The organism is Halalkalibaculum sp. DA3122, from assembly GCF_043951865.1.
Classification (GTDB): Bacteria; Bacteroidota; Rhodothermia; order Balneolales; family Balneolaceae; genus JAMQKA01.
In genome coordinates this window covers 153,626-170,977 of record NZ_JBINJF010000004.1, presented here as the reverse complement: position 1 = coordinate 170,977, position 17,352 = coordinate 153,626, and the positions used below count along the sequence as shown (strand labels likewise).

The following is a 17,352-nucleotide window of genomic DNA, read 5'->3' as shown; positions in this document are numbered from 1 at the left end:
CAACAAAATCAGCACACAAACGTGATCAATAATAAAAGAAGCACACTTATAAAGGTTTGGCCCCTTTTTATTGCATGTATCTTCATTTCTCAACTCAGTTTTGCGCAGACAAAAAAAACAGCTACCGGTAAAATATCCGGCAAGGTTGTCGATGCTCAATCTGGGGAGACAATAATTGGGGCGAATGTAGTTATTGCAGGAACCAGCCAGGGAGATGCCACTGACATCGATGGTACATACACCATTAGCGGGATCAAACCGGGTATATATTCAATTTCTATCTCATACATCTCTTACTCTAAAAAAACGGTAACAGGGGTGGAGGTTAGTGCCGGTGAAATAACCCGGCTTAACGCCGCCTTACAGCCAGAATCAGTTGAAATGGGAGAGGTTACCGTAACAGCCGAAGCCTCGGGAAGCAGTGAGGCAGGGCTGTTGTCAATACAGCGAAAGTCGGTTCCCATGCAAGATGGCATATCGTCTGAGCAGATTTCAAAGATCGGGGCAGGAGATGTGGGAGAAGCAATGAAAAGGGTGACCGGGGTGACAGTCCGGGAGGGTAAGAACATCTACGTAAGAGGACTTGGAAACCGCTACAGCAATATTCAGCTAAATGGCTCACAGGTGCCTTCAACAGATCCCAATAAAAAGGAGGCGCCAACTGATTTATTTGGCAGTGGACTGATTGAAAATATTATGGTTCAAAAAACCTATACCGCTGACCAAATGGCTGAATTTTCCGGGGGGTCGGTTAAAATTTTGACCAAACAGTTCCCCAGTGAGAGGAATTTTACCGTGGGCTATTCAACAAGTTATAACACCTTGTCAACGTTCGAAAATACATATACGAGTCCCGGCAGCTCGACCGATTTTTTGGGATATGATGACGGCAAACGGAGTCTGCCTTCCATCCTGAACAATCAACGGGCCAGTCAATCGAATGCAAATAGTATTATGCAGGACTTGCATAACGACTGGAACATCAGCAACAGTTCGCAGGTTATTCCCTCGCAAAGCTTTAGCGTAAATTACGCAAACCAGTTAAATCAGGATGCGATGCCCATCGGGATTGTGAGCAACTTCTCCTACAAGTTTGATCGTAGCCTGGAACCCGGTAAAACTGAAAAATTTGTTCAGGATTTTAGAGATGACGGTACTCCTAATTTCAACTCAAATTTTGACAAAAGCGAAGGGCTGGAAACGGCAGTGCTGAGCGGTATGCTTAATGTCTTCATTAAACCATCTCCGGTAACCAAGTTTGGGCTGAAGACGCTGTATTCCAATTCGGCAACAGATCGTAATACAATCGTTGAGGGAGATGCCTTGAACTTTACAACGCGCCAGACGGTCTCGGATTTTGACCGCCGCACCGTATTTTCAGCTACACTGGAAGGCGAGACTTATTTTAAAGATTTCCTGCGGTCAACGCTTGAAGGTCATATCGGGTACAACAAAGCTCAACGTGTTCGTCCGGATCGACGCAGTACGCAGTACAATGAAGTAGCTACTGGAGATTTCCAATTTAGTCCGTTTGGGGATAATAACGGTCATTTTTTCTCCAATCAGGACGACAATAACTACTCGGGTGAGCTTAAATACAAGCTCAACCCGGCGAAATTCCTGGATGTTTCAGCCGGCGGAAATGTGACACTCAAGGATCGTAGGTTTACCTCGCGCCGCATTGCCTATCGAGATGTACTCTCCCCTTATGTTCCTGATGATCTAGCTGGACAAAGTCCCGGTACTTTGTTCAAGGATGATAATGTACTAGAATACCTGGAGTTGACAGAGACCACCCAGTTTGATGCAGATTGGTATGATGGGACACAAAATCTTTACGCTGCCTTCATCAGTACCAAATGGCAGGCACTTGATAATCTTTCGTTTGAGGTTGGATTGCGAGCCGAGCAGTCTACCCAGACGATTGAGACCCCGGACGGTCTGAATGGGGAGTATGAAGAAGTGTCAAAAGTTGACAGTACCAACTTTTTACCCGCCGTTAACGTCACGTATGGTATTGCTGACAGAACCAACCTCCGGTTTGCTTATTCTCGGACCCTGGCGCGGCCTGAGTTTCGAGAGATCTCCAACTTTTCTTTCGCCGATTATCTGGGAGGCCAGCGTGTGTACGGGAATCCGAAGTTGACGCAAACCAATATCACCAACTATGATATACGCTTTGAGAAATATCCCAGGGGCGGACAAATGATTGCAGTGAGCCTTTTCTACAAACAGTTCGAAAAGCCTATAGAAAAGTTTTACCGGCTGACAGAAGCCAATGAAGTTAGGTTTGATAACGCCAAAGAAGCAGATCTTTACGGAATTGAAGTGGAGGGACGTAAAAATATCACTGATCATCTTCAATTCGTGGCCAACGCTTCATACATCTATTCAGAAACCCGAATGAGTGAAACTGAACAAAACAGAGTTGCCAACATTGAACGACCGATGGTAGGGCAATCTCCATACATTATTAATGCATCGGTTTTTTATTCCATGCCCGATTGGAGAACGGACGTCTCTGTGAGCTATAACACCTTCGGAGAACGGATCGTAACCGTCGGGAAACGTGCACAGCGCAACGACGAATACGAGCAACCGTTTCATGACCTGGCTGTTAAGATAGATCATTCTATAGGTCGGTATGGTCTTAGCCTGGAGGTGAACAACTTGCTGAATGATACACGTAAATATTCGCTCGGTGATGTTACAACTTTTAAGTACAGTCCGGGTATTACCTTCAAACTTGGAGCTACGCTGACACTCTAGCAGAAAATAATTGTTTCCTTATTTCCGCTTAACTTTTTGTTAATGAACATCTTTTATCATCAACCTTCACTCAAATCAATCCAATACTCTAATCAACAATCATATGATTAAGTTTAATTTTACTAAAGCCGCAAGTTTACTAATACTTGCCTTTGCCCTGACCTTTGCCGGTTGCGGTGACGACAACCCAACTGGTACCAACGGAAACGGCAATGGTAACGGTAACGGAGAGGAGGGCACACCTTCTATCAATTCCTTTGAACCTGCCTATGCCGATTTTGGCCAGGAGGTAACCATTACAGGCGAAAATTTTGCCTCTGCTGCTGATGAAAATACGGTTACTTTTGCAGATGGTGTAGAAGCTACCGTCGAGTCCGCTTCCTCAACTGAACTGACCGTGACCGTTCCTGAAGGAGCTGTAGATGGTCCCATTTCGGTAGAAACAAATGGGGAAACGGCTACTTCAAGTGCTTCCTTTGCCATTGTTCCTCAGCTATACCAGGATTTCCCGGGTAACAAAACGCTCATATATGGCGACGAAACCTGGTCTAATGACACTACAGTTGCAGGTCCCCACTTTGTGCTTCCGGGCGCAACGCTTACGGTAGAACCGGGAGTAATCGTTGAGTTTGAGTATCACAATAACAATGCGGATGACGTGGGAACCATTATTACCATACCAGGAGACCAATCCAACTACACGAATGAACGTCCCTCCGGCAGGTTAGTCGCCGATGGTGAACCGGATGCTCCAATTGTCTTTACCTCTACCAGGAAAGAAGTTGCGAGCTGGGGCGGAATTATCCTGGCTGGCGAAGCCAGCAACAATGTTCCCGGCGGACAGGGTGAAATTGAAGGTCTCTCAGAAGGTGTGCAGTTTGGGGCCGACATTGACGGGGGACAATCCTTTAAAGACGACGATGACAGCGGTGTATTGAGTTATGTCCAAATCAACTATTCAGGATACAGTATTGCCGCGGGCAGTGAGCTGCAGGCACTTACCACGTATTCTGTGGGCAGCGGAACCCAGATCGATCACATCAGCATTTTCAGATCAGTAGATGATGGCATTGAGCCTTTCGGAGGCACGCATGATATCAAATACCTCGTTGTAGTAGACGCCCAGGACGACACCTTTGACGGTGATCTGGGATGGACCGGAAGAGGCCAGTTTTGGTTGGGGCTCACCACCCCGGGAACGCCATCAAACCGTGGGTATGAAAATGATGGTTGTGCCGATACCGGAGATTGTGACGGTGGAAATGGGCCGACGGAATACAAGGTCTATAACACAACTGTTTGGGGTAATGACAATGCCAATGGTGAAACAATCTATGGCACGATGCTCCGAGAAGGTCTTACCGGATCGTACTCAAACACCATTATTGCCAACTATGGGAACGCGGTTGTACCCATTTATGTGGAAACGGATGGTACAGAAGCTAACATTGGCAATACCTTAACTTTCGGTGGTAACTTCTCCTATAATAATGCATCCAACGACTACTCTGGCTTGCCGTATACACAAGAAGATGTAGGTCTTACTGTCGTTGACAGTTCTCCGTTCACCGATGCTGCAAGCTTTGACTTTTCACTGGTAGAAGGATCTGCACCTGCTACTGCTGGAGTCTCTGTTCCCAGTGACGACTTCTACACCCAGGTAGAATTCAGCGGTGCTGTTGGAGTTAAAGGGTCCGAACATGACTGGATCACTGGTGCTGAATGGATTAAGTGGACCGAATAATTTCACAGACTTCCTACACGATACGTCTCACGTAAGTGTGAGGTGTGCTGATCACAAAAGGGGACTCCGGGGAGCCGGGGTCCCTTTTAATTTGTCAGGTAAAATATGGAAGATTACGAGACTCAAATCCGGTATTTTCTGCATGCCCAGACGATGCCATTATTAAAACATTTTTGCCAGATATGATATTCCCAAGTTGCAACTTCAGCGTTCGGTGACCTGAAAATTTTTCAATTTCATTAATTTTATAATTTGTAGCCTTTTTATAATGTATTTAACACTACAGTCGTATATTAAATCTATCGAAAACGAGAAGCCCAAAATCGATGAAAAACGCAGGACGAAGCTGACCGCAATCGCCGAGTATATCCGGGAAAAAAGGGATTCCGGTTCCCCGGCCAGGCTTACCTTTATTTGTACCCATAACAGCCGCCGCAGCCATCTATGCCAGATTTGGGCAGCGGTAATGGCCGAACACCTTGGAGTGAACGAAATCGAAACCTATTCGGGGGGGACCGAAGCAACGGCTTTTAATCCCCGTGCCGTTGCAGCCATAGAACGGGCCGGGTTTAAAGTGCAAGGTATGAATGGGGAAAATCCCCGGTATAATGTATTTTTCGACGAGGATAAGGAACCGCTGGTTTGTTTTTCTAAAACGTTTGATGATGATTATAATCCCCAGGAACATTTTGCAGCTGTTATGACCTGTACCGATGCCGATGAGAACTGCCCATTTATTCCGGGGGCAGAAAAGCGTTTCTCTATACCGTACGTCGATCCCAAAGAGTCGGACGGTACTGCTCGAGAGAAAGAAACCTATGATGAGCGTTGCCGGCAAATTGCAATCGAAATGTATAACCTGATCTCTCAGGTTTGAATATTCCGCACAAATAATTACAAATAAAATGGTTGGAATACCGAAGTATACCGTTTGTTGCAGGTATGTGATAAAATAAGACGAGAGAATGCCGGGCATGTGAGTATATGCAGCTTTGGCTGAGAGGCAAAACAGCCTGATGCGATAACCTTCAATCAATATTTGGGTAGCAGGAACCCTGTATTTTGTAGAATCGTTATAGGTGGGCAATATTATAATCTGAAAAAAATAATCCATTGGTTTTTGTAAAAAGGAAAGCACACTTTAACGCCGCACACCGCCTTCACAATCCTGATAAGTCCAAAGAGTGGAACAAGCGGGTTTTCGGGAAGTGCAACCATCCAAACTGGCATGGGCACAACTACATTATTGAGGTAGTGGTGGCCGGAGAACCGGACACGGAAACCGGGTACGTAATCGATCTTTCAGAACTGAAAGAGATTATTGATCAACAGATTATTGAAAAGTGCGACCACAAAAATCTGAACCTGGATGTCGATTTTCTGGACGGTATTCTGCCGTCTACTGAAAATTTGGTGAAAGCTTTTTATAATGAGCTAAAAGAACCCATAGAAGAAACGTGTGTCGCGGGCGGCATTCTCTACGCTGTTATACTGCATGAGACCGAACGAAATTCCGCTAAATATTGTCCATATCTTCTGCAAAAGTAAGTTATCGATAAACGATTTTAACGAATTGTTATGAGCACAATTTCAACAAAACTGAAGCGCGTGTACGATCCCACATTTACAATATCTGAGGACTATAAAGCGAGTCTTCCGGATCTGCAAAATGGTCCCGCTTCCCTTATTGAAGGAGCAAATGTACCGATTCAGCAGGTCGGTATCTCCAATTTTAAACTTCCGCTGAAGTATCCACGACCGGATGGCGAACTGATTACTCTTGAAACCTCGGTTGACGGCTATGTAGGTCTGGAAGCCGACAAGAAGGGGATTAATATGAGTCGCATTATCCGTTCGTTCTACAAGTATGAGAAGGATGTTTTTCATCTTGAGAAGCTAAAAGAGATATTGACAACCTATAAAGAGGACCTGGATACACAATCGGGGTATCTTCGCCTTTCATTTAACTATCCCATTATGCAGGAAAGCCTGCGTTCTGACCTGGAGGGCTACCAGTATTACAGCATGGCACTGGAGGGAGCGCTGGACGGGAATAACAATTTTCGGATGTTCATGCATCTCGATTTTGAATACAGCAGCGCGTGCCCCTGCTCTTATGAGCTTTCGGAACATGCAAAAGAATCGCGCGATGTGGCTGCAATTCCCCACAGCCAGCGCAGCGTGGCCAGTCTTACCGTTGAACTTGATGAAGAACTGTTCGTTGAGGATCTGGTCAAGCGCTGCCGCGACGCACTGCAGACCGAAACACAGGTGATGGTAAAGCGGGAAGATGAGCAGGCGTTCGCTGAAATGAATGCGGCCTACCAAAAATTTGTAGAGGATGCCGCCCGCCTGATTTATGAGGAGCTGGATGATCACGAGAATATCCGGGATTTTGTAGTTCGCTGCGTGCATATGGAAAGCCTGCACAGCCACGATGCGGTCAGCCGAATTTGCAAAGGAGTTCCCGGCGGACTCCGATGAGTGTTAAGTCGTGCATTGATTTCAACCCTGCCAGGTACAACAACCTGGCAGGTTTTTTTGTTCTCCTCGGATATGACGATTTCCCCCCCTGTTCTATATTGACAGAGCTACTAAGCTGACCACCCCGCAAATCGCCTAGGTGTAATAGGTTATCGGGATATATATTTTTAAGTATATCTTATTATCAATAATTAGGTATAATATTTAGTTGTTATTAATAATGGTAAAACTTACCATTTTAAACAGGAGGTCTTTGTCAGGCCTTAAATAGAATTTTGGGGTTACAACAAATTATCAGACAATGAACGTGAGTAACAGCGATGAGTATGAACTGCTCTCACCAATTCTAAAACGTCTGCTATCTATGCGCAAAAGCAAACAATGTCCGGAGTGCGGGCGAATAATGATGCGGATTCATCGCTAATGGTGGCACCGGCTTGTAAGTAGGCTGATACATCCCGTCACGCGATGGAGGTGCTGCGGAAAAGTGGTTGGTGCTCTCAAAAAATCCAAAGGCAAAAGGAAAAAGACTGTCTCTCCTGAAAAAAGACAGCCCCTGACCGATCTGGAAATAAGTCGTTTCCCCTAACTTTCCAGGGCATTTTTGACAAGTCGATCCTGCTCGGCCTGGTGAATTTTCATTTGTCCGGCGGCGGGAGAGGCTGAAGCCTGCCGGCCTACATATCGAAGACTCTGGTTCTCCTCGAGTTGCTCCATAATCCGGGGAGCGATAAACATCCAGGCGCCCATGTTTTTAGGTTCTTCCTGGCACCAGACGATATCCTCCACATTTTCATATTCTTTCAGCGTACTGCTGACATTCTGGTCCGGGAATGGGTAGAACTGCTCCAGCCGGGCAATCGCAATATCCTCGATTTCATTCTCTTCACGGTATTTATATAGATCGTAGTACACTTTTCCGGAACAGATGACCAGCCTTTTGACGGTGGAGGTATCCCCGATTTCCTGGTCCGGAATGAACGGGCGGAACCGGCCGTTGACGAGGTTATCCGTTGACGAGGTAGCCATCGGGTGGCGCAGCAGGCTCTTGGGAGACATAATAATCAAAGGTTTCTTGTTTTCCTGCATCGCCTGCTTGCGAAGAATGTGGAAATACTGGGCCGGGGTGGTCAGGTTGGTAACCTGCATGTTGTCTTGCGCGCAAAGCTGAAGGAACCGCTCGAGGCGGCCAGAGGAGTGCTCGGGTCCCTGACCTTCATAACCGTGCGGTAGCGTCATTATCAGTGAGCTTTTTTGTCCCCATTTTGCCTCGCTGGCTGATACATACTGGTCTATCGGGATCTGGGCACCGTTTGCAAAATCGCCAAACTGGGCTTCCCAGATCACAAGTGCATCTTTTTTGGCAGCGCTGTATCCGAATTCAAAGCCCACGCAGGCAAATTCGCTCAACAGGCTGTTGTAGGGATAGAAGGTGGCCTGTCCCTCCTCAAGGTTGTTAAGGGGAATATATTTTTGATCTGTTTGGGTTCCATGCAGGATGGCGTGGCGGTGGGAAAATGTACCCCGTTCCGCATCCTGGCCGGTCAGCCTTACGGTGGTGCCGGTTTTGAGAAGAGAGCCGATCGCCAGCGCTTCAGCAAAGCCCCAGTCGATCTTGCTTTCGTTTTTTTCAACAATTTCGGCCCGTTTAGCCAGCTGTTTCAGCAGCTTTGGATTGGCGTCAAAATCTTTGGGAACCGTATTGAGCTTGAGGGCAATATCCTTGATCTCCTCCTCGGGGTAGGAGGTATCCGGAAATTCAGGCCAGTCTTTCTGCCTGGTCTCCCTGCGATTGATCATATCGTCGGTTACCTCCAGCGGAGAAGAGTTTTTGGCGTCCTCAAACGCCTCCTGCAGCAGCTGATCAAATTCTTCAAAGAGTTCCTCCGTCTCCTCTTCCGAGAGTTCCCCTTTGCGAAGCAGTTCTTCGGTGTAAATATCGCGTACGCTTGGGTGGTTGTCGATCTCTTTATACATGCCGGGTTGGGTAAAGGCGGGTTCATCGCCCTCGTTATGCCCGTGCTTGCGGTAACAAACAAGATCGATGACGACATCCTTGTTAAATTTTTGCCGGTATTCAAGTGCCATCTGAATGGAATGGACCGCCGCTTCCGGGTTATCCCCGTTAACGTGAAAAATCGGGGCCAAAATCATCTTGGCAAGATCAGAGGCGTATTCAGTGGAGCGCCCGTCTTTCGGCAGCGTGGTAAACCCGATCTGGTTGTTAATGATAATATGGATTGTGCCCCCGGTTTTATAGGCCTCGAGCTGCGACATGTTAAGGGTTTCTGCAACTACGCCCTGCCCGGAAAAAGCTGCATCGCCGTGAATAAGCACGGGTACGATCCGGTTGTTGGGATCATCTTTGTCAAGATGATCCTGCGTGGCCCGCGCTGAGCCTTCCACCACCGGATTGACAGATTCAAGGTGACTGGGATTTGGCAGTAGTTCCAGCTGAATATTCCGGCCGGTCTCTGATTTATGCTCGCCGTTGGCTCCAAGGTGGTATTTTACGTCGCCGGATCCCTGGATGCTGTCGGGATCGAGATTTCCCTCAAAATCGGCAAATACCTTGCGATATGGCTTGTTCATGATATTCACCAAAATATTCAGGCGGCCCCGGTGTGCCATGCCCATGAATATTTTCTCAATTTCGTGGTCGCCGGCCTGCTCCAGCATAAAGTGCATCATCGGGATCAGCGTGTCGGCCCCCTCCAGCGAAAAGCGCTTGTGCCCGATATATTTTTTGTGCAGAAACTGCTCAAATGCCATCGCCTGGTTCAGCTTGTGCAGAATCTGTTTCTTGTCGTCTTTGTCGAGCTCCGGGGTATTGGTGGTCGACTCCATCCGCTCGCGGAGCCACTTGCGCTCGTCGAGGTCGAGCAGGTGCATGAATTCGGCCCCGATTTTCCCGCAGTAGGTGTCGCGCAGCAGCTTGATAATAACGCGGAGCGGAGCCTTTTCATAACCGCCCAGCCCGGCACAGTAGAATTCACGGTCGAGATCCCAAAGCGTAAGCCCGTAGTAATCGAAATCGAGCTCGGGGCTGTGGCCGGGTTCGTCACTCAGCGGGTCGAGGTCTGCCAGCACGTGCCCGCGGGTCCGGTACATGTTAATGAGCCGCATAACGGCGATGGCCCGCTTGTTATCTTCGAGCGTGGCCCCGCGCCCGTCAAGCTGGCCCACGTAATTGTCTTCCCCAAAGGGAATAGGTTCATATGGAATCTCGAGATCGGCAAAAATCTGGTCATAAAAATCCTCTTCGCCGTTTAGCAGGGTATGCATCTTTTTGAGGAAGGCACCCGATTCAGCACCCTGGATCACCCGGTGATCGTAGGTGGAGGTGACGGTCATTATTTTACTGATACCCAGCTGGTTGAGCACCTCCTGCGACATCGACTGGTATTCGGCCGGGTACTGAATGGCCCCGGTGGCGATGATGGTGCCCTGGCTCTTCATTAATCGCGGGACCGATTGTACCGTGCCGATCATTCCGGGATTGGTGAGGGTAATGGTCGTTCCCTGGAAGTCTGAAATTTCCAGGTTGCCACTGCGCGCCTTGTCGATCAATTCTTTGTAGGCATAGAGAAACTCCTTGAAATTCATCTTATCTACGCCCTTGATGTTGGGAACCAGCAGGTTCCGGGAACCATCCTTGTTTTGAACGTCGATCGCCAAACCCAGGTTAACCTGATCCGGTTTCACCTTGTAGGGGCCGTCATCCCTGCGCAGGTAGGAGTTGTTCATGTTCGGGAATTCCTCGAGCGCGCGTACGATCGCCCATGCGATAAAATGGGTGAACGAGGCTTTCGGATCCCCCCGCTGCAGCAGGTGCCGGTTGATGATTGTCCGGTCTTCGATAAGCATTTTCATTGGCAGGGTGCGTACTGAGGTAGCCGTGGGTACCTCAAGACTCTCATCCATGTTTTCGGCGATCTTCTCGGAAATGCCCTTTATTTTTTCGAGGCTGGCACCCTTGGGAATATCTGCTTCCGCTTCTTGCTGGTCCTTCTTCGGCTTCTTTTTAACTTTTTGCTTTTTGGGAGCTTTTTTGGCTACAGCGGGCTCCCCGTTGGTCGGTACCGAAGGTTTCTCTTCTCTCTTATCAGTCGTGGTATCCTCTTCGGTCTCATCAAAATATTGCTTCCAGTGATTCGGAACAGATGAGGGATCTTCCTTGTATTGATTGTAGAGTTCCTCGACAAGAGCAGAATTGGGACCAAATACAGCTTCTAAAGACTTCAAGGCGATGCGGATATATAAGTTCTAATTAATGTGTTAAATCGCTTATCGTATTAATAAACAGATAAAAAATTATTTAATTTAGGCAAGTTCAACAGCGGTTAAAATTAACCATTGTTTTGGTAAAATACGATCCTTGAAAAAGGTTTATTTTGATACGATAAAATCAGTATACTTTTAAAATAAATTAGAAAATTCCAACACGAACTATATAAAAAAGGTTTCTTTAAATGCCTGATACGAAAAAAAAGAAACAATCTGGAGCCGAAGAGGTCAACTGGGATCTTTCGGACCTCTACAACGCTATCGATGATCCCCAGCTGCAACAGGATATGCAGAAAGTGGTTGAGCTTGCGGACCGGTTTGCGAACACCTACAAGGGGAAGATCGCCCAGCTGCCTGCCGCCCAGCTGTGCTCCGCCCTTGAAGAGTACGAGGAAATTCTGGAACTCATGGGAAAGATCGGATCTTTTGCCCACCTGACATGGACCACGAATACGGAAAAGGCTGAATATGGCAAGTTGATGCAGCAGACGAAAGAGCTTTCTTCCGACATCAGGCAGAAGCTGGTGTTTTTTGATGTGGAATGGCTGCAGATCGGGGAAGAGGAGGCTGAAAAACTGGTGGAGGCTCCGGAACTCTCGCACTACCGGCACTACCTGGAGAGTTCGCGCAGGTACAAAAAGCACGTGCTCGGAGAGAAAGAGGAGCAGGTGCTTTCCGCAAAAAATGTAACCGGCCGCAGCGCGTGGAATCGCTATTTCGAGGAGACCCTGGGGGCAGCGCGATTTGAGCTGGATGGTGAAGAGCTGACGCAGCAGGAGATGCTGAGCAAACTTCACGAGAGCGATCGCAATCTGCGGGAACGGGCTCATGCAGGCCTCACAAAGAAGTTCAGGGAACTGAGCAGAACGCTTACCTTTATTTTTAACACTCTGCTGGCCGACAAGCACACCAACGACAAGCTACGGAATTACGACAGCTGGATCTCTTCCCGTAATCTCGCGAATGAAATTGACGACCAGACCGTCGAAACGCTAATCGCAGCGGTGACTTCTAGATATTCACTGGTGCAGCGTTTTTACGAGCTGAAACGGAGCCTTCTGGGGTATGAACAGTTGTTCGACTACGATCGCTACGCTCCGCTGCTTGAAAGCCAAAAGAAAGTGAAGTGGGATCGGGCCCGCCAGATGGTCACAGGGTCGTATTCGGAGTTTCATCCCGAGATGGGTACTATAGCCGACCAGTTTTTTGAGAAGCGCTGGATCGATGCCGCAATCAAACCGGGCAAGCGCGGTGGGGCCTATTCGGCCAGTACGGTGCCATCGGTCCATCCCTATGTGTTTATGAATTATGACGGCAAGCTCAGGGACGTGCAGACGCTGGCCCACGAGCTGGGCCACGGCGTCCACCAGTACCTCTCGCGGGAACAGGGGGCGCTCCAGGCCGGAACCCCGTTGACCACGGCGGAAACGGCCTCGGTATTCGGAGAGATGCTGGTGTTCCAGAATTTGAAGAAGCAGCTCAAAGATCCCAAAGAAAAGCTGGCCCTGTTGATCAGTAAAATTGATGACACCATCGCTACGGTTTTTCGCCAGGTTTCGATGAACCGGTTTGAACACGCCATCCATACCAAACGTCGGGAGGAGGGGGAGCTGACCACGGCCGAATTTTCAGAACTCTGGCGGGAACAACAGGAGGCGCTGTACGGCGATTCCGTCGCCCTCACGGAAAGTTATGACTTGTGGTGGTGCTACATTCCCCATTTTTTGCATACCCCGGGATATGTATACGCGTACGCATTCGGGGAACTGCTGGTACTGGCCCTTTATGAAGAGTACCGGCAGCGTAAAAATGGGTTTGCAGATCAGTATATTGAGATGCTCAGGGCCGGGGGTTCTGAGTGGCCGGAAGAGATCGTTGGCAAGGTAGGGCTGGATATCACGCAGCCGACCTTCTGGTACAAGGGACTGGAAGTCTTCAGGCAGATGATAGAAGAAGCGGAAGCTTTGGCGGAAGAAATTAATAAATCCAACTAATTCAAAGGAAATGGAATCATACGCAGAGGCACGCCAAAGAGATCGTTCTAACGCCGAAATTATGGGACAGAAGCGGCAGGAGAAGTCGCTCAGGGAATTTAAGCAGGTGTTGAACGACCTGATTTTTTTACTTCGGAATTCATCGGGTGTAGAGACCTGTTACCTGTACTGGGTGAATCGGTCACGAGAACAGTTTGTACTGGAAACCAAGGCGACGGTGCTTTCCAACGTGATGTTCCAGGATCGGGTGTCGTTTTACGACCATTTCCTGAACCAGTACAAGGACATTGCCGATCCGGTGAGTCTGCGGCTGGGTGAGCATATCGATCCCAATGAGTTGTTGCACTACTACAACCAGATTCCGATACGCCACATCACACTGTTGCCTTTTATAAACAACGGCGAAACGGTTGCCATTACGGTTATGGAATCGAGTGAAGATACCCTGGATGAGGAAAAGAGTGAGATCGTATACTCCTACTCCGATGCTCTCCGGAATGTGCTGAATACCTATCTCGAGATTAGTGATCTCTATGAAAGCCAGGAGGAGTGGGTTGATTATGAAAAAAGCCTGGAACAACTTGATATACGGTCGCACCGCGGAGAGCTGGTCTACCAGATGGTCAGTGAAATGCAGAAGTATGTTCAAACCGGCGGTGTCTCTTTTGTCGGGCAGGGCATGCAGGGGTGGAACAACCTGCTTAATGCAGCCGGTGCCCGGGGCGCTCCTCCCGTGGGCATGCCGCTCAAGGAGGGCACTATGGCGTACGAGGCACTGCAGAAAGGTCAACCTGAATTTGCCATCCATTTTAATGACAACCCGAAGCGGATTTCGCCCCGCGAGCAGAATACGGAAGGGGCCACGCTGGCCGTTCCGCTGAAGTTCCACGACCATCGGCAGGGAGTGGTGCTGGTGTACGACAAAAACCCGCTGCTGTTTAAGGAATCGACCAAGCACAAGTTTATTAATTTTGTTCGCCAGGCCCAACTCAAAATTTTGGCCAACAATCCGAAGCTGGATAAAACGGCCCCGTTCCTGAATAACCAGTACCACGCCCTGCTGCCCGATATATGGGAGCGCGTGGTCGATTGTGAACTTGAAACAATTGCCGGCCACTCAACGCAATACCACACCTGGTTCGGATTGGTTACGATGGAAAATCTGCCCGCGCTTCGTACGCAGCTTCGTATCGAAGATCTCGAACACATGCAAAAAGACCTGGTGAGCTTGTTTAACCCCGTGCGGTACGGAAAATCGGGTTTTATCGGGTCCCACTCCGATTACGTTTACACCTTCCTGATCCAGAGCCGTGCGGAAGATGCGGCAAAAGAGTGGATTCAACTGCTGGAACAGCGACTGCAGGAGCCTGTGGAACTTACAAATGGCGTTCAGATCGAAACGTCGATCAAGGTTGGGTTTACTAAGCTGAATGCGGATCAGGAAGACAGCTACCAGGTCTTGAGCCAGGCAAAATCGGCACTTTCAGAAGCTATGAAGGGGAGCTCAGTATAAATGGGCAATTTTTATCTGCTGGTTGTTGACGGTTTGGGAGTCGGGGCCCAGGAGGATGCCGCGGAATATGGGGATGAATCTGCCAATACGCTGGTCCATGTCTGTGAACAGACAGGCTGCCGGCTTCGCAACTTCCAGAAACTGGGTCTCGGGAATATTGTTGATTTGAAGACCGTCGCCCCGAACGAAGCTCCCCTGGCTGCCACCGGAAAAATGCGTGAGGTTTCTGCAGGAAAAGATTCCACAACCGGACACTGGGAACTTGCGGGCCTCCGGCTTGACCGGCCATTTCCTACCTATCCGGAGGGATTTCCTGATGAAGTGATCGACTCTTTTTGCCGTCAGATCAACGTGGAGAAGGTCTTATGCAACAAGCCGATCTCAGGTACAACAGCCATCGCCGAGTTTGGAGCGGAGCATCTGCAGACAGGATCTCCGGTCGTGTATACCTCCGCCGACAGCGTGTTCCAGGTGGCCGCCCATATAGAGCAGGTACCGCTGGAAAGATTATATGAGTGGTGTCGACTTGCACGGAACCACGTGATGGTGGGTCAACACGGGGTAGGGCGGGTCATCGCACGGCCGTTCCGGGGACCGCCCGGAGCGTTTGAACGCATTTCTGAACAGCGGAAGGATTTTTCGCTCTCCCCTCCGGAGCATAACGTGGTTTACCAGCTCTATCGAAACGGGATTAAGACCTACGGCATCGGCAAGGTAATTGACCTGTTTGCCGGGAAAGGATTTACCCAGTACCGCAAAACCAGGGCAAATGCCGAGGGTATCTCGCAGATGCTGAGCCTGATGTCGGCTGCCGAAGATAGTTTCGTATTTGTCAACCTGATCGATACGGATCAAATTTACGGCCACCGGCTGGACCCCGACGGCTACGCCCGCAGCCTGCAGGAGATCGACCGGGCCATCCCCGCCATGGCCAGTAAAATTAAGGATGATGATCTGCTGGTCATTACTGCTGATCACGGCAACGACCCCACGGTCCAAAGCACCGATCACAGCCGCGAATTTGTTCCACTGCTGGTCTTCCCGGGTGAAAATGCGAAACGACTGAATCTGGGAATCCGGGCCACCCTTGCTGATGTGGCAAGTTCAGTCGCAGAATATTTCGGATTGGAACAAAACTATCCCGGAAGTTCTTTTATTAAGGTGAAGTAATATTACAATGGATCGAAGAGGGCTTTGCAGAACCTTTAATTCCTCGTTTTGAGGGAGTAATATTCCCGTTTAAAAGATTAGTAAGGTCTATGGTACAACCACTTCCCAGTGAAAGAGGAGGCGCTGAAAAGGTCCCTCAAAGATTATGGCTTCTTCAGGAAGATCTTGTTCAGGCCCGCGTATTGTGCGCTCACTAATTTTACTACATGGCGAGGTCAGCGTTGTAGTTGCATAAAATATCAGCCTGCACAACTGCCTGAGGAGGGGAAACAAATTATTGATTAGAATTCCTGGCTAGAAAATGATATATTATAGAGATTTGTTGACTAGCCTAAGCAACAAAATTTTAACGATCCCGTTATCATGACGTACAAAGAAGGTAACAGGCATACGAATTAAACATACTTGTTATTATTTCTTTATAGCATTTCTTCATTGAAATCATCACAAATGTTAATCCCAATTTAACCCAGCAAACACCGTGGCAAGAAGTTCAGGAATTTCTACCAGAGAGTCAGAGTCATTAGATCGCTATCTACAGGAAATCGGAAAAGAAAAACTCATTACCCCAGAAGATGAGGTAAGGCTTGCAAAAGAGATCCAGAAAGGGAGCCAAAAGGCGCTTGAAGAGCTTACAAAAGCGAATTTGCGTTTCGTGGTTTCTGTAGCCAAGCAGTATCAAAACCAGGGCCTTTCGTTGGGCGATCTTATCAACGAAGGGAATCTCGGACTGATCAAGGCAGCAAAACGTTTTGATGAGACCCGCGGTTTTAAGTTTATCTCATACGCTGTTTGGTGGATTCGCCAGTCTATCCTGCAGGCGCTGGCCGAGCAGAGCCGGATAGTACGCCTGCCGTTGAACCGGGTGGGAGCGTTAAACAAGATCGGTAAAGAACTTTCCAAGCTGGAGCAGGAGTATGAACGCGTACCTTCTGCCGCAGAGCTGGCCGAAAGTTTGGATATGACCGTATCGGAAGTTGCTGATACACTTAAGATTTCCGGCCGGCACCTCTCGGTGGATGCCCCTTTCGCCCAGGGAGAAGACAACCGGCTGCTGGATGTACTGGAAAATGAGGAAACCCCTGACCCTGACAATGACTTGATGGGTGAATCGCTCAAAGTCGAAATTGAGCGGGCCCTTTCCAAACTGACAAACCGGGAAGCTGAAGTGATTCGGTTGTACTTTGGGATAGGCCGAGAGCACTCCCTTACGCTGGAAGAGATCGGAGAACGGTTTGATCTGACCCGCGAACGTGTGCGCCAAATTAAAGAGAAAGCCCTTCGAAAGCTTCGTCATCACAACCGAAGCGCCGCCTTACGGGCTTATCTCGGTTAACATGTTGTATGATTTCAAATGATGAAAGCCCCGGCTGTAAGGTCGGGGCTTTTTA

At 48.7% G+C, this 17,352-nt stretch carries 10 protein-coding genes; 9 read left to right on the top strand and 1 reads right to left on the bottom strand.

The features are described from left to right. Window positions 1–21: 21 nt before the first annotated feature. From ACG2F4_RS04340 to folE2, 5 genes are all read left to right on the top strand, one after another. Window positions 22–2,769, top strand: a complete 2,748-nt coding sequence (locus ACG2F4_RS04340; RefSeq protein ID WP_395258857.1) for a TonB-dependent receptor domain-containing protein — start codon at window positions 22–24, stop codon at window positions 2,767–2,769. 103 nt (window positions 2,770–2,872) lie between these two features. Further along, a complete protein-coding gene (locus ACG2F4_RS04335) occupies window positions 2,873–4,513 on the top strand; it encodes an IPT/TIG domain-containing protein (protein ID WP_395258855.1) in 1,641 nt (546 codons plus the stop codon). Between the two features lie 268 nt (window positions 4,514–4,781). After that, complete coding sequence (locus tag ACG2F4_RS04330) at window positions 4,782–5,390, top strand: protein-tyrosine-phosphatase (protein ID WP_395258853.1); 609 nt, start codon at window positions 4,782–4,784, stop codon at window positions 5,388–5,390. Window positions 5,391–5,626: 236 nt separating this feature from the next. Beyond that, window positions 5,627–6,061: a 6-pyruvoyl trahydropterin synthase family protein gene (locus ACG2F4_RS04325; protein ID WP_395258851.1), complete on the top strand. Its 435-nt coding sequence runs from the start codon at window positions 5,627–5,629 to the stop codon at window positions 6,059–6,061. A gap of 30 nt (window positions 6,062–6,091) precedes the next feature. Further along, window positions 6,092–6,997: a GTP cyclohydrolase FolE2 gene (gene folE2, locus ACG2F4_RS04320; RefSeq protein WP_395258849.1), complete on the top strand. Its 906-nt coding sequence runs from the start codon at window positions 6,092–6,094 to the stop codon at window positions 6,995–6,997. Between the two features lie 585 nt (window positions 6,998–7,582). Here the strand turns inward: folE2 and ACG2F4_RS04315 are convergent. Next, a complete protein-coding gene (locus ACG2F4_RS04315) occupies window positions 7,583–11,242 on the bottom strand; it encodes a multifunctional oxoglutarate decarboxylase/oxoglutarate dehydrogenase thiamine pyrophosphate-binding subunit/dihydrolipoyllysine-residue succinyltransferase subunit (protein ID WP_395258847.1) in 3,660 nt (1,219 codons plus the stop codon). A gap of 227 nt (window positions 11,243–11,469) precedes the next feature. Between ACG2F4_RS04315 and ACG2F4_RS04310 the strand changes: the two genes are divergently transcribed. The 4 genes from ACG2F4_RS04310 (at window position 11,470) to ACG2F4_RS04295 (ending at window position 17,297) form a co-directional block, all read left to right on the top strand. Then, on the top strand, window positions 11,470–13,278 hold the full coding sequence (locus ACG2F4_RS04310; RefSeq protein WP_395258845.1) for a M3 family oligoendopeptidase: 1,809 nt from the start codon (window positions 11,470–11,472) through the stop codon (window positions 13,276–13,278). Between the two features lie 10 nt (window positions 13,279–13,288). Further along, complete coding sequence (locus ACG2F4_RS04305; protein ID WP_395258843.1) at window positions 13,289–14,791, top strand: GAF domain-containing protein; 1,503 nt, start codon at window positions 13,289–13,291, stop codon at window positions 14,789–14,791. After that, window positions 14,792–15,961 (top strand): phosphopentomutase, encoded by a 1,170-nt coding sequence (locus ACG2F4_RS04300; RefSeq protein ID WP_395258841.1) that lies wholly within the window; start codon window positions 14,792–14,794, stop codon window positions 15,959–15,961. It begins immediately after the preceding gene. Between the two features lie 481 nt (window positions 15,962–16,442). Then, window positions 16,443–17,297, top strand: coding sequence for an RNA polymerase sigma factor RpoD/SigA (locus ACG2F4_RS04295; protein ID WP_395258839.1), 855 nt, complete (start codon window positions 16,443–16,445; stop codon window positions 17,295–17,297). The last annotated feature ends 55 nt before the right edge of the window (window positions 17,298–17,352 follow it).

Bases quoted from the DNA above. Each gene is read 5' to 3' on its own strand.
- ACG2F4_RS04335 (WP_395258855.1), top strand. From the start codon at position 2,873: ATGATTAAGTTTAATTTTACTAAAGCCGCAAGTTTACTAATACTTGCC.
- ACG2F4_RS04330 (WP_395258853.1), top strand. From the start codon at position 4,782: ATGTATTTAACACTACAGTCGTATATTAAATCTATCGAAAACGAGAAG.
- folE2 (WP_395258849.1), top strand. From the start codon at position 6,092: ATGAGCACAATTTCAACAAAACTGAAGCGCGTGTACGATCCCACATTT.
- ACG2F4_RS04310 (WP_395258845.1), top strand. From the start codon at position 11,470: ATGCCTGATACGAAAAAAAAGAAACAATCTGGAGCCGAAGAGGTCAAC.
- ACG2F4_RS04305 (WP_395258843.1), top strand. From the start codon at position 13,289: ATGGAATCATACGCAGAGGCACGCCAAAGAGATCGTTCTAACGCCGAA.
- ACG2F4_RS04300 (WP_395258841.1), top strand. From the start codon at position 14,792: ATGGGCAATTTTTATCTGCTGGTTGTTGACGGTTTGGGAGTCGGGGCC.